The sequence below is a fragment of the Chitinophagales bacterium genome (assembly GCA_017303415.1).
Classification (GTDB): domain Bacteria; phylum Bacteroidota; class Bacteroidia; order Chitinophagales; family Chitinophagaceae; genus SpSt-398.
In genome coordinates this window covers 1503539-1516225 of the sequence record JAFLBJ010000001.1, presented here as the reverse complement: position 1 = coordinate 1516225, position 12687 = coordinate 1503539, and the positions used below count along the sequence as shown (strand labels likewise).

Genomic DNA, 12687 nt, shown 5'->3' with positions numbered 1-12687 from the left:
TAAAAAAAAGGAATAAGGAAGTGGAAGAACAAAATCCATCACTTTCTTATTCCTTATTTTTTACTTCTTATTTAAAATTTCTTATCCCTTCACTCAAAGTCTTCGCTTCACGCGCTCCACCATTTCCTTTTTCCATCCTGCAAAGCTGCCTTGCTCGATCTGCTTGCGGGCCTCGGCCACCAGCCACAGATAGAATGCCAGATTGTGTACACTGGCAATGGTCAAACCCAATATTTCCTTTGACTTGATCAAATGCCGGAGATAGGCTTTTGAATAATATTCGCTAAAGGCGCATCCGATTCCCACATCGATAGGAGACAGATCGAATTCCCATTTCTTGTTATCAATATTGATCACCCCATTGGAGGTAAAGAGCATAGCATTCCGGCCATTGCGGGTTGGCATTACACAGTCAAACATATCCACGCCCATCCCGATACATTCCAGGATATTCCAGGGAGTACCCACGCCCATCAGGTAACGCGGTTTATCCGTTGGCAGGTGGTCACAACACCATTCGCAGATCTCATACATCACCGGTTCGGGTTCGCCCACACTTAATCCGCCAATGGCGTTGCCGGTGGCGTTCTTGGCGGAAATATATTCGCAGGACAGCTTTCGCAGGTCTTTGAATGTGCCGCCCTGTACAATGGGAAAGAGGTTCTGGTTATAACCATATTTATCCGGGGTGTTGGCAAACTGTTCCACGCAACGGTCAAGCCAGCGATGGGTCAGTTCCATGCTGGTACGTGCATAGGTATAGTCGCTACCTCCTGGTGGACATTCATCAAAAGCCATGATGATATCGCCACCGATAGACCGTTGGATATCCATGACCTTTTCCGGAGAGAAAAGATGTTTACTTCCATCGATATGACTCTGGAAGGTGACCCCTTCTTCCCTGATCTTTCGGGTACCGGAAAGTGAAAAAACCTGGTAACCGCCGCTGTCCGTCAATATGGGCCGGTCCCAATGCATAAACCGATGTAAGCCCCCCGCCTGTTCCAACAGTGGTAAGCCCGGTCGCAGATAAAGATGATAGGTATTGCCGAGGATGATCGATGCCTTTACCTCTTCTTTCAACATTTGCTGGGATACGGCCTTAACGCTACCCACGGTGCCGACCGGCATAAAGATCGGAGTTGGTATGCTTCCATGGTCGGTCACCACGGTTCCCGAACGGGCCTTGGTATCCTTGCAGGTGGCCCCTAAATTGAATTTCAACGCAGCCATAACTGCAAATATCCAATCTCCCCTTCATAATTTATTAACATTTGTGAAATCATTTACCGGGCTGCCCTGCTGCACCCATGTTATTTTCGCAGTTATGGATTTTCCGGAACTACTCCAAAACTGGCCGCTTATTCTCTTTATCGCCCTGGCGGTTGTGGCATTTATCCAGCTATTCTATTACCTTTTTTTCTTTACAAGAGTCTCTTTCTACCGGCGTAAACCCCGGGACAGGTATCAGCAACATCCGGTATCGGTGGTGGTCTGTGCCCGGGATGAGGATGAACACCTGGCGCGTAATGTACCCGGACTATTGGTTCAACAATACCCGTCAACCTATCAGGTGGTGGTGGTCAACGACAATTCATTGGATGATTCCAAGTATATCCTTCAGGAATTAAAAAAAACCTTTAAGGACCGGATCCATGTTGTGGAACTGACACAGGAGGCCAAATTGATCAGTGGCAAAAAATATCCCTTGTCCATCGGGATCAAGGAAGCCAAATACGAGGTCCTGCTCCTGACAGATGCCGATTGTGTTCCGGTGAGTGAACATTGGGTACAAAAAATGCAGGATGCCTACGATGAGCAAACAGAGATCGTATTGAGTTATGGCGCCTATCACAAAAAAGCCGGATTGCTCAATAAGATCATTCGTTTTGAAACCTTTCATTCGGCCATCCAATACCTCAGCTATGCCCTGGCGGGTTTACCTTATATGGGCGTGGGTCGTAACCTATCTTATAAAAAAGAGGTTTTCATGCGGCACAAAGGGTTTTCTTCCATTAACCATATACCTGGCGGGGATGATGACCTTTTTGTAAATAAAGCGGCAAACAAACGAAATACCGCCGTAGTACTCGATCCGGAGGCCTTCACGCTCTCCTATCCCAAGCAAACCTGGAAGGCCTGGATGAATCAGAAGACCCGGCACTATTCCACTTCGCGCTACTACAAACCATTGCATAAATTCCTGCTTGGATTGTATTCGTTGAGTTCCTTTCTATTTTATCCATTACTGGTAGCCTCCGCCCTTTTTTATGATTGGCAATTATCGCTGCTGGTTTTTGGAGCCCGGTTGCTCGTTCAGGGTATCGTGTATTATTTCGCTATGAAACGGCTGAACGAAAAAGATCTTTTCCCTTTGTTTCTCTTCTTTGACCTCTGGATGTTCTTTTATTATATCATCTTTGCCCCGGCATTATGGAAAAGACCCCGTCAAACCTGGAACTGATCACCCGGTACTTCGCCGATTTTACACCGGACCAACTGGATCAACTCACCCGGCTGGGCCCACTCTACCAGGAATGGAATGAAAAGATCAATGTTATTTCACGCAAGGATATTGAAGGATTGTATGAAAAACATGTGCTTCATTCATTGTCCATCGCGGCAGTTTTTGAATTTGAACCTGGAGCAGAGATCATTGATATCGGAACCGGAGGTGGTTTCCCCGGAATCCCTTTAGCGATCTTTTTCCCTGAGGTAAAGTTTCACCTGGTAGACAGCATTGGCAAAAAACTCAAGGTGGTAGAAGCTGTAGCTGAAGGAATCGGACTAAAAAATGTCACAATCCAACATACGCGGGCGGAAGAGATCAGGAACCGCAAATTTGATTTTGTCGTGTCGAGGGCAGTCGCCCCGCTTGGTGAATTGTGGAAATGGGGTAAACCCTTATTAAAAAAGAGCAAGCCCCAGGCTGAATCTCCATCCCAACATGGGTTGATCTGTCTGAAAGGAGGTGACCTGGCCGCTGAAATTCAACAGAGTGGAACCCGCCCACGTCTGATGGAAATTCACGATATCTTCCCCGAGGAATTCTTCCGCGAAAAATTCGTTGTTTATGTCCCGCTTTAAAGCCCGAACCTCCTATCAAAAATACCTGAAAGTGGTATTGGTGAAACCCGGTTGAATATTGACCTTTGCCCTATGAATGAAATAACGGTCTGCATTGTTGACGACAACCGCGACCTCCGTTGTGCGCTGGAGGAGATCATCGGCATGTCGGAGGGGTACAAGTGTATCGGCACTATGTCCACTCCTCGTGAGGCGCTGGAACGCATCCCCGAATTGATGCCCAATGTGGTACTGATGGATATCAATCTCAACAGTGATGAGAGCGGGATCGATTGTGTACGCGAACTAAAGCCACATGTTCCCCTGACCAATTTCATGATGTGTACGGTCTATGAGGAAGATGAAAAAATATTTGAAGCCCTGAGAGCCGGCGCAAGCGGATATATTCTCAAAAAAACAGCTCCGGCAAAAATGCTTGAAGCGATCAAAGACCTGAACGAGGGTGGTGCACCGATGAGCAGCCAGATCGCAAGAAAAGTGGTATTTACCTTTCAGCACCAGCAAGCCCCAAAATCGCAGGAAGGAATCGACGACCTCTCCAATCGCGAAAAAGAAATCCTCGAACTCCTTTCCCGCGGACTGATGTACAAAGAAATCGCTGCCGAATTATTTATCAGTCAGGAAACGGTACGGAAACATGTGTACCATATTTACGAAAAATTACATGTCAACAACCGGGTAGCTGCTGTAAACCGCTATTTTGGGCGTGAAACAAACTAATAAGTGATTACACTTACTCATTTTAGCAAAAAATACCACTAAAGTGGTATTTGGGGGTATCTCGCGTCTAAATACCTTTAGTCCAGCATTTTAATTGCAGCTTGTTCAACCTATTAATCGTAAACCTTATTCTCTGGCAAGCAAAAGTCCCTTCCGGGGCCTTGATCAAAAACCAAAACCCTCCTTACGGAGGGTTTTGTCATTATATATTATTCAAAAATCTATATGCCTTATTCGGGCCATTTCAGTTCAAGTTTGTTGTTTTTTGACTCAATATCTGCCATTCTCCGGGTAGGATCGATCTGGATCAGGGTGATATCCGTGAGTTTCCGGTTTGTCTCAAGCACATAGGTCTCATGGGTCCATTTCCAGGAGGGGTGAACAGAACGTGCAGGTGCTCCATTCTCGGCTGGTTTTTCACCAAACATATCATAGAGCGGAACATAATGAAGTTCGGAGCTGCCATCACGGGTGGTGATCTGCAGATCGATCGGCATGGGCATATCACCGATCCGGCGTAACCGGATCTTGGTTCCACTTCCATCCTGCCAGAGACTATCGATCGCATAATCGATCGTTTTTGTAGTGTACACCCAATACTCCTTGTACCAATCCAGTTTCATCTGACTGGCTTTCTCGGCGATCTTAAGAAAATCATTGAGGTTAGGATGCTTGAATCTCCATTGTTTGTAATACTCCAACAGGATACGGTCCCTGGTTTCCGCACCTACGATATAACCCAGTTGTTCCATAAATACCGCCCCTTTGGAATAAGCAGCCAGGCTATAGGCATAATTGGTGTTGAAATGATCGGCGTGGGTGGACATGGGCTCTTCCAAACCGCTACGTACCAGGGAATAATAGCCCGCATAGCTGTCTTCCTGGGGGTAGGGATTGTTACCTCCTTCCAGAAAAGCCATGACCCTTGAATCCGCATAGCTGGTAAACCCTTCATCCATCCAGGCATAGAGTGATTCATTGGTCCCCAGCATCATCTGGTACCAACTGTGCATCCATTCATGCAGCCAGGCACCCGGCGAAGCCAGTAAAGTGGCCATGGGATATTCCATGCCTCCATCTCCCCCATGTATAAAGGAATATTGTTTGTAGGGGTACTCCCCAAATGTTTTCTCAATAAATGGTAATGCCTTTTCCGCATCATCGAGGATCTTTTCCCAGGTAGCGGCATTACCGGCCCCTTTTTTATACAGTAAATGAAGCACGAGGTCGTTCTTCACTTTCCGGGTCATGTGTTTGAATTCAGGATCAGCAGCCCAGACAAAATCATGTACGTTGGGTGCAGAGAAATGCCAGGTCAATTTTTCTCCTTTAGAAGCAGGCACTTTCACCCCGGCGTCCTCGTATCCATAACCGATCTCATTGGCATTCTGCAAATAGCCAGAACCGCCCAATATATAGTTCTTGTCAATGGAAATACGTACATCAAAATCGCCCCAGATGCCATAGAACTCGCGGGCCACATAAGGTGTGGGATGCCAGCCTTCCTCATCATACTCACACATTTTTGGATACCACTGGCTCATCGAGTAACGCACTTTGGTATTGGGGTTATCGCGTCCGCTGCGACGGATCTGCAGAGGCACCTGGGCTTCAAAATCCATATCAAAAACCACTTTACCGCCAGGCAAAATGGGTTTATCCAATTTTACTTCGAGAATGGTCTCCTTTGTTTCAAAGGATTGTGGCTTGCCATTCATCTTCAGGGAAATGATCTTTTGATAACCGATCTCCTCGGGTTTCAGTTTGGAGATCCTGTCCCGCACACGGCCATCCCAGTCGGGGCGGTTACCGAGTTTAATGGTTCCCAGATGACGGCTTCTTTCGTCCATCATACTGCCTGGTTGAAAGGCATTGAAATAAAGGTGGTAAAACACACGCGTCAGCGTATCGGGTGAATTATTCCAATACTCCAGTTTCTGTTTACCCGTGAACTGGTTGGTGGTCACATTCATGTCAATGTCCATGCTATACTTTACTTTTTGCTGCCAACGGCTTGATTGCGCATCAAGTGTATGAGCAAAAACAAAAAAACCGAACAATAACAAGGAGAGCTTGCGCATATATTTCAAATTTGGAGGTTGGGGGCTAAGATAATGAAAACCACAGAGACAGAGAGGCCAGAGAATCATTCTCTGTGCCTCTCTGTCTCTGTGGTTTTCATTAAATTGTACATTATAAAGTGACAGAGGTCCGTAACAGCCTTCCGGTTGTATTGAAGAATAAATATTTTTTCTGAACATCACTCTTGCGCACTTCGATCCGGTATTGCTCCGAGCCTCCGGGGAGCATGAGCATGGCTGTTTCTTCTACCTCCCAGGAACCGTCTCCAAACTTGCTTTTATCGAAACCATCCTTTACTTCTGTAGGCAGTTTTTCAAAACTCCATTCCTTTTCAGATCCTTTCCAAAGGCCTTTATTGGTATAGGTTGCCATCATCCGGTCACCTTTCCAATCAAATTCCACCTGTACCTTCACCACAAAATCTTTGAACTCCACATGCTCGGCATTGGGATACTGGTTAGCAAAGGTTTCTTCCACGATCTTGGGGATCTCACGGATCTGGGACATGGCAGGCAGGGCCAATACAGCGATCAGGGCAACGACGAGTATTCTTTTCATAAATTTCATTTGGATATTAAGAGGCAAAAATGGGACAGAAAATTGATAAAGAAATCTTATCATTTTCCGCGGCCGGCGATAACCAGCACGATCTCCCCTTTTACCGGTTTGGCCGAAAAATGCTCAAAGAGTGATTTTAGCGTGCCCCGGGCCGTTTCTTCAAACATTTTGGTGAGTTCGCGGCTGACAGATGCCGGACGATCCTCGCCAAAATATCCGGCCAGTTCCTCCAGGGTCTTGACCAGCCGCATGGGTGATTCATAAATGATCATCGTCCTTTCTTCTTCAGCAAGTTTTTTGAGCAGGGTTTGGCGTCCTTTTTTAGGGGGTAAAAAGCCTTCAAATACAAAGCGGTCGGTTGGCAGGCCACTGTTTACCAGGGCGGGGACAAAGGCTGTGGCACCGGGTAAGGATTCCACCTTTACCCCTTGCCGGATACATTCACGGACAAGCAGAAATGCCGGATCGGAAATTCCGGGGGTACCGGCATCGGTCACCAGGGCCATCTTCTTCCCGGCGAGCAATTGATCCACCAGGTGTTGCAGAACCTTATGTTCATTGTGCTGGTGATAGGGCGACAGCGGTTTCTGTATCCCGTAGTGTTGAACAAGGTGGGATGTATTGCGGGTATCTTCGGCCAGAATCAGGTCCACTTCTTTCAATACCTCCAGGGCACGAAGGGTGATATCCTTTAAATTACCAATGGGGGTGGGAACCAGATACAGCATAGTGTCCCGTTAGGTTCATTGAACAGAAACCTCAAAATATTCCATCACCGGATTGGCAAGGAGTTTACGGCTGGCTTCTTCAGCGAGTTGCTGGGCCTGTTCTTTGGAGTCAGCGTTAATTTGCAGACTGATATTCTTGCCCACCCGAACATCTTCCACGCCTTTCAACCCCAGGTTATCCAACCCACCCAATACGGCCTTTCCCTGAGGATCAAGCAGGTCTTTCAGCGGCATTACCTTGATCTGCACTGTATATGTCATGCTGTTTTATTTTTGAGGAACAAAGATAAGAGGATATACACAACCAGTACGACGGGAATGGCCAGCCACTGCAGGAAAATGGCCGCCAGAATGCCTATTACAACCAGAAGGTATTTTGGCCAGTTGGCTGCCGGGGCAAAACCGGAGAATTTTAAAGCCATCATGGGCAGTTTACTCACCATCAGGAAGGACAAGAGCAAAATGCTTCCGTACAACAAATACTTATTGATAAAAATCGCCTGAAGACCAAGAGTCTGGTAATGCATGATCAGTGGAAAAGCAGCGATCGTGATTCCCGCTGCCGGAACAGGAAGGCCTTTAAAGCGTACCTGCTGGGCGGGATCAATATTGAAACGGGCCAGTCTCCAGGCCGCTGCAACAGGAATAAGAAAAGCGGGCATTAACCAAAGAATAGAGACATCCAACCCATCTGTTTCCTGGGCAAAACTCAGGCGGAGTAATTGAAAAAGGATCAGACCCGGAGCTACACCAAAGCTGACCACATCCGAAAGCGAATCAAGTTGCTTACCCATTTCAGAGCCTGCTTTCATCAACCGGGCCAGAAATCCATCCAGGAAATCGATCACCCCGGCTGCTAAAATAAAGAAGGCACCAAGGGCCATTCGTTCCGGAAGTTCCACACTCGAAAAACCCATTTCCTGCAAATAGACAATGGCTTGTCCGGTTTGCAGGGTAAAAAGGATGGCCAGACAGCCACAAACCAGATTTAACAGGGTGAATAAATTGGGAATCTGTTTCATGCCGGCAAAATAAAGCTTATTTCTTCATCAGGGTTTCGATCTCTTCTACAGTGATGGGGATATTCTTCATCAGGTCTTTGTGCCCATTGCGGGTGAGCCAGATATTGTTCTCGATCCGTACTCCCATCTGCTCTTCTTCAATGTAAATTCCAGGTTCCACGGTAAAAAGCATCCCTGCTTTTACCGGCGCTGTGCGGGTACCCAGGTCATGTACATCTACGCCCAGGTGGTGAGAAATACCATGGTAAAGATATTTGCGGTAAGCGCGGTTCTCAGGATCTTCATTTTTCACATCACTTTTACGGATCAATCCGAGTTTCAGGAATTCCTTGGTGGCTTCCTCTCCTACCATATCGGTGTATTCCAAAACGGTGATGCCGGGTTTCAATATGCTTTTGGCATAGTTATGCAAATGAAGACAGGCATTGTAGACTTTCTTCTGCCGGGCAGTGAATTTCCCATTGACCGGGACCGTCCGTGTCAGGTCGGCGCAATAACCACCGTACTCCGCTCCAAAATCCATCAGCACCAGTTCACCTGATTTACATTCGGCATTATTCGAAACATAGTGCAGGGTCCGGGCACGATCGCCACTGGCGATGATACTTCCATAGGCCGGACCGGTGGCTCGCTGGGAGAGAAAGGAATGCCAGATCTCCGCTTCGATCTCATATTCCATTACACCCGGGCGAATAAACTTCAATAAACGACGGAATGTATTATCCGTGATATCGATGGCTTTTTGTACTACTTCAATTTCGTAGGCGGTCTTTATGCCCCGCAGTTCCTTCATGATCTTCGCGGCACGGAGATAAGAATGCAAAGGATACCGGCTTTTCATATCATCAATGAACCGATAATCACGGGTACGTACCAGCGAAGCCTTCCGGTCGTTCTCATTGCTGTCCAGATAAATATGGTCTGCCAGGTGAACCCAGGTTTGCAACAACGCATCAATGGAATCAAGCCATACAATGGTCTTCATCCCACTGATCGCCTGCGCTTCGGCTACACGTAACCGTTTGCCATCCCATTTTTCCTTGAGCTCATTGGGCCGTACAAGCACAAGCACTTCCCTGAATTTAGGATCGGGATTATCAGGAAAAAGGATGACCATGCTGTCTTCCTGCGTAATGCCGGATAACCAGAACAGATCGCTGTTTTGTTTGAAGCCATAAAGCGCGTCTCCATTGGAAGGCACTTCATCATTGCTGACAAAGATGGCGATGGCATTCTTTTCCATGGACTTGACAAAACGTTCGCGGTTGCTGGTAAACAGGGCGGGGTCGAGAGGATGGTACTTCATGTAGCCGGTTTTTTGGGCAAAATTGTGGTAATAAAGACAGAATTCAGGCGTTATTAGGGGGAAAAGTATTAAGATCCAGGGAGTTAAAAAAATATAAATCATTCAACAAACTCACTGATTTCTTAAAAAGCATTCAAAGGTCTTTTATTTTTGGTGGATTCCAATAGGCTAATTTACAATGTTTTAACTTTTTATCTACCTAAATAAACGAACACACGTTTGTACATCTAAGGCTTTTGATTATACCTTTGTACCCTTTAAAGCTTGCCCCGACTATGTCAGTACATGTCATTGCCCTACCCACCGAAAACCTGGCCAAATTAGGCCTGAAACGTCCAGAGCGTATCCACTACCAAAGCAGCCCCGAGGAGTTAGCAGACGACACCCTTCGATTGGGTGAAGGCCGTTTGAACGATACAGGTGCGTTAGTAATTGATACCGGAGAGTTCACGGGTCGTTCTCCAAAAGACAAGTTCATCATACGGGATACCATGACCGACAAGTCGGTTAACTGGAATGAATTCAACATTCCGCTTGATCCCAAATACTACGATATCATTTATAAAAAAACGATCGAATACCTGGATGCACAAAAAGAGATCTGGGTACGTGATTGTTATGCCTGTGCTGATACACGATTCCGCACATCGGTGAGGGTGATCAATGAAAAGCCCTGGACAAATCTCTTTGCCTATAATATGTTTCTGCGTCCCGAAGAAGAGGAACTTGATTCCTTCAAAGCAGAATGGCATGTGATTTCAGCGCCGGGATTGAAGTTGGATCCAAAAGAGTGTGGTATCCGCCAGCACAATGTTTCCCTGGTTTCTTTTAAGCATAAGACCATCATTATCGCGGGTTCCGGTTATACCGGAGAAACAAAAAAAGGTGTATTTACCATTCTCAATTATATCCTTCCCCAACAGATGAATGTATTGAGCATGCATTGCAGTGCGAATATGGGTGAAGACGGAGATACCGCCATCTTCTTTGGATTGAGCGGAACAGGTAAGACCACATTGAGTGCCGATCCACAGCGCCGGCTGATCGGCGATGATGAACATGGATGGAGCGATACCGGCATCTTTAATTTTGAAGGAGGTTGTTATGCCAAATGCATCAATCTATCGGAAGAAAAAGAACCGGAGATCTTTCATGCCATTCGCCCGGGTGCCCTTGTTGAGAACACCGTTTTCTTTCCGGGAACCAACCGGATCAATTTTGACGACGACAGCATAACCGAGAATACCAGGGTATCCTATCCCCTGCACTTTATCAGCAACACACAAGAACCCTCCGTGGGTGGATTACCCACGAACATTTTTTTCCTGACCTGTGATGCCTTTGGGGTATTGCCTCCGGTTTCCAAACTGAACCCGGCACAGGCCATGTACCAGTTCATCAGCGGGTACACCGCCAAGATCGCCGGTACTGAAGCCGGTATCACAGAACCCAAGCCCACCTTCAGTGCTTGTTTTGGCGCCCCCTTTATTCCCCTTCACCCCGGTCGCTATGCTGAAATGCTTGGCCGAAAAATGAAGGAGCATAATGTAAACGTCTGGCTGATCAACACAGGCTGGACCGGTGGTCCTTATGGTACTGGACGGCGTATGAAGCTTTCCTATACCCGGGCTATGATCACCGCCGCCCTCAACGGCCAATTGAATGAAGAGGAATTTGAAATGCACCCCTTGTTTGGCGTCATGATGCCCAAACGTTGCCCCGGGGTGCCGGTCAACCTGCTCAACCCCCGCTATACCTGGGCCGATCGCGATGCCTATGATACCCAGGCCATCAAACTGGCACAATTGTTCATCGACAATTTTGCAAAATATGCTGATGGGGTGAGCGAGGAGGTGAGAAAGGCCGCTCCGAAAACAAAAATCTGACCCTGATCTGAGGATTTAAGGATTATTTGGATTTTGATTACTCGGATTACATCGATTTCCTGATTAATTTAGGGTATGATGTTCCGCTGGATACCCGTATTTGGCCTGTTCCTGATCGCCTTCTTTTCCGATTTCAGGACAGTGGCTGTTTCGGACAAGGATTACCTTGACTGGTCGGCTGACCGAAAGCTGACCTGGGACGATTTCACCGCCAAACCTGAATTGGGAACGGAGCGGGCCGCCCTCAGTTCGATCCAGATACATGTGGATTTTCGTTTCTCCAACAATGACCTGAAATGGAATATTCTTTGCCGTTTCAATAAGAAAAAATCCTGGGGCAAAACACAAACTGATTATATCCTGGCGCATGAACAGGCGCATTTTGATATCACCGAATACCACGCCCGAAAACTCCACGAACGTTTACAGGCCTTTAAAAAAAGTGGGGACAAGGATTACAACAGGCGTTTACAATCCATTTACGAGGAGACGATGAAAGAGGAAAATACCATGCAGGAAACCTATGACCGGGAAACTAAGCACAGCATACTTCGTAAAACCCAGGAAGAGTGGTTGGAAAAAATAGAAGGTCTTCTTAAAGATTCTGCGCCTTATGCAGATTACAGAAATCAGAACAATCCGTAGAGCTGAGCATCCACTTTGGTGATGATCTCCCCCAGGTGTTCCTCATTCTCGGCAAATTTGTTCTTGTCCACATCAATCACGAGCAATTCCCCTTCTTTGTAGTTATCGATCCATTTATTGTAGTACTCGTTCAACCGCTTGAGGTAATCGAGGCGGATGTTTTCTTCGTATTCGCGGCCACGCTTTTGTATCTGTCCCACCAGAGTAGGTACGGAAGCGCGCAGGTAGATGAGCAGGTCGGGGGGCTGCACCATCTGTTTGAGTGTTTGAAAGAAATCGAAATAATTATCAAAATCCCGTTTGCTCATCAGCCCCATTTCATGCAGGTTGGGGGCAAAAATGTTGGCGTCCTCGTAAATGGTCCGGTCTTGTACCACGGTTTCAGTCCCTTTGTGGATATCTACGATCTGTTGCAGGCGACGGTTAAGGAAGTAGATCTGCAGATTAAAACTCCAGCGGGGCATATCCTCATAGAAATCATAGAGGTAGGGGTTATGGTCCACGTCTTCAAACTGGGGTATCCATTTGTAATGTTTGGCAAGGATCTCGGTGAGGGTTGTCTTTCCGGCGCCGATATTTCCTGCAACGGCAATGTGTTTTGGTTTCTTGATCTTGGCCATTTCCTGGTCCCGGTTTAAAGTTTTGAAGGGGGC

13 protein-coding genes are annotated in these 12687 nt (G+C 46.9%); 5 read left to right on the top strand and 8 right to left on the bottom strand.

Going from position 1 to position 12687, the window contains the following annotated elements; genetic code table 11:
* Window positions 1-93: 93 nt before the first annotated feature.
* Window positions 94-1233, bottom strand: a complete 1140-nt coding sequence (tgt, locus tag J0M30_06625) for a tRNA guanosine(34) transglycosylase Tgt (protein ID MBN8667165.1) — start codon at window positions 1231-1233, stop codon at window positions 94-96.
* Window positions 1234-1327: 94 nt separating this feature from the next.
* On the opposite strand from tgt, the gene J0M30_06620 reads away from it, so the two are divergent.
* The 3 genes from J0M30_06620 (at window position 1328) to J0M30_06610 (ending at window position 3807) form a co-directional block, all read left to right on the top strand.
* On the top strand, window positions 1328-2464 hold the full coding sequence (locus J0M30_06620) for a glycosyltransferase (GenBank protein MBN8667164.1): 1137 nt from the start codon (window positions 1328-1330) through the stop codon (window positions 2462-2464).
* Window positions 2455-3087 (top strand): 16S rRNA (guanine(527)-N(7))-methyltransferase RsmG, encoded by a 633-nt coding sequence (gene rsmG / locus J0M30_06615; GenBank protein ID MBN8667163.1) that lies wholly within the window; start codon window positions 2455-2457, stop codon window positions 3085-3087. Before J0M30_06620 ends, rsmG begins: the two co-directional genes overlap by 10 nt.
* Before the next feature lie 72 nt (window positions 3088-3159).
* Window positions 3160-3807 (top strand): response regulator transcription factor, encoded by a 648-nt coding sequence (locus tag J0M30_06610; GenBank protein MBN8667162.1) that lies wholly within the window; start codon window positions 3160-3162, stop codon window positions 3805-3807.
* A gap of 230 nt (window positions 3808-4037) precedes the next feature.
* Here J0M30_06610 and J0M30_06605 read toward each other — a convergent pair whose 3' ends face one another.
* The 6 genes from J0M30_06605 to J0M30_06580 all read right to left on the bottom strand — a co-directional run bounded on the left by J0M30_06605 (window position 4038) and on the right by J0M30_06580 (window position 9503).
* The gene (locus J0M30_06605; GenBank protein MBN8667161.1) at window positions 4038-5888 is read right to left on the bottom strand and encodes a M1 family metallopeptidase; all 1851 of its coding nucleotides are present in this window, start codon (window positions 5886-5888) and stop codon (window positions 4038-4040) included.
* A gap of 112 nt (window positions 5889-6000) precedes the next feature.
* Window positions 6001-6447, bottom strand: a complete 447-nt coding sequence (locus J0M30_06600; GenBank protein ID MBN8667160.1) for a PepSY-like domain-containing protein — start codon at window positions 6445-6447, stop codon at window positions 6001-6003.
* Between the two features lie 59 nt (window positions 6448-6506).
* Complete coding sequence (rsmI, locus tag J0M30_06595; GenBank protein MBN8667159.1) at window positions 6507-7175, bottom strand: 16S rRNA (cytidine(1402)-2'-O)-methyltransferase; 669 nt, start codon at window positions 7173-7175, stop codon at window positions 6507-6509.
* Between the two features lie 15 nt (window positions 7176-7190).
* Window positions 7191-7436: a phosphoribosylformylglycinamidine synthase subunit PurS gene (gene purS, locus J0M30_06590; GenBank protein MBN8667158.1), complete on the bottom strand. Its 246-nt coding sequence runs from the start codon at window positions 7434-7436 to the stop codon at window positions 7191-7193.
* Window positions 7433-8197: a CDP-alcohol phosphatidyltransferase family protein gene (locus J0M30_06585; protein ID MBN8667157.1), complete on the bottom strand. Its 765-nt coding sequence runs from the start codon at window positions 8195-8197 to the stop codon at window positions 7433-7435. Before J0M30_06585 ends, purS begins: the two co-directional genes overlap by 4 nt.
* 16 nt (window positions 8198-8213) lie before the next feature.
* Window positions 8214-9503, bottom strand: a complete 1290-nt coding sequence (locus J0M30_06580; GenBank protein ID MBN8667156.1) for an aminopeptidase P N-terminal domain-containing protein — start codon at window positions 9501-9503, stop codon at window positions 8214-8216.
* A 275-nt stretch (window positions 9504-9778) separates the two neighbouring features.
* Between J0M30_06580 and pckA the strand changes: the two genes are divergently transcribed.
* Window positions 9779-11389, top strand: coding sequence for a phosphoenolpyruvate carboxykinase (ATP) (gene pckA, locus J0M30_06575; GenBank protein ID MBN8667155.1), 1611 nt, complete (start codon window positions 9779-9781; stop codon window positions 11387-11389).
* A 75-nt stretch (window positions 11390-11464) separates the two neighbouring features.
* On the top strand, window positions 11465-12034 hold the full coding sequence (locus J0M30_06570) for a DUF922 domain-containing protein (protein MBN8667154.1): 570 nt from the start codon (window positions 11465-11467) through the stop codon (window positions 12032-12034).
* On the opposite strand, the gene J0M30_06565 is transcribed toward J0M30_06570, so the two are convergent.
* A complete protein-coding gene (locus tag J0M30_06565; GenBank protein ID MBN8667153.1) occupies window positions 12019-12654 on the bottom strand; it encodes a deoxynucleoside kinase in 636 nt (211 codons plus the stop codon). The two genes, J0M30_06570 and J0M30_06565, sit on opposite strands and share 16 nt — an antisense overlap.
* Window positions 12655-12687 lie beyond the last annotated feature (33 nt).

Bases quoted from the DNA above. Each gene is read 5' to 3' on its own strand.
- J0M30_06605 (MBN8667161.1), bottom strand. From the start codon at position 5,888: ATGCGCAAGCTCTCCTTGTTATTGTTCGGTTTTTTTGTTTTTGCTCAT.
- J0M30_06610 (MBN8667162.1), top strand. From the start codon at position 3,160: ATGAATGAAATAACGGTCTGCATTGTTGACGACAACCGCGACCTCCGT.
- purS (MBN8667158.1), bottom strand. From the start codon at position 7,436: ATGACATATACAGTGCAGATCAAGGTAATGCCGCTGAAAGACCTGCTT.
- J0M30_06565 (MBN8667153.1), bottom strand. From the start codon at position 12,654: ATGGCCAAGATCAAGAAACCAAAACACATTGCCGTTGCAGGAAATATC.
- J0M30_06580 (MBN8667156.1), bottom strand. From the start codon at position 9,503: ATGAAGTACCATCCTCTCGACCCCGCCCTGTTTACCAGCAACCGCGAA.
- J0M30_06600 (MBN8667160.1), bottom strand. From the start codon at position 6,447: ATGAAAAGAATACTCGTCGTTGCCCTGATCGCTGTATTGGCCCTGCCT.
- J0M30_06585 (MBN8667157.1), bottom strand. From the start codon at position 8,197: ATGAAACAGATTCCCAATTTATTCACCCTGTTAAATCTGGTTTGTGGC.
- J0M30_06570 (MBN8667154.1), top strand. From the start codon at position 11,465: ATGATGTTCCGCTGGATACCCGTATTTGGCCTGTTCCTGATCGCCTTC.
- rsmI (MBN8667159.1), bottom strand. From the start codon at position 7,175: ATGCTGTATCTGGTTCCCACCCCCATTGGTAATTTAAAGGATATCACC.
- tgt (MBN8667165.1), bottom strand. From the start codon at position 1,233: ATGGCTGCGTTGAAATTCAATTTAGGGGCCACCTGCAAGGATACCAAG.
- J0M30_06620 (MBN8667164.1), top strand. From the start codon at position 1,328: ATGGATTTTCCGGAACTACTCCAAAACTGGCCGCTTATTCTCTTTATC.
- pckA (MBN8667155.1), top strand. From the start codon at position 9,779: ATGTCAGTACATGTCATTGCCCTACCCACCGAAAACCTGGCCAAATTA.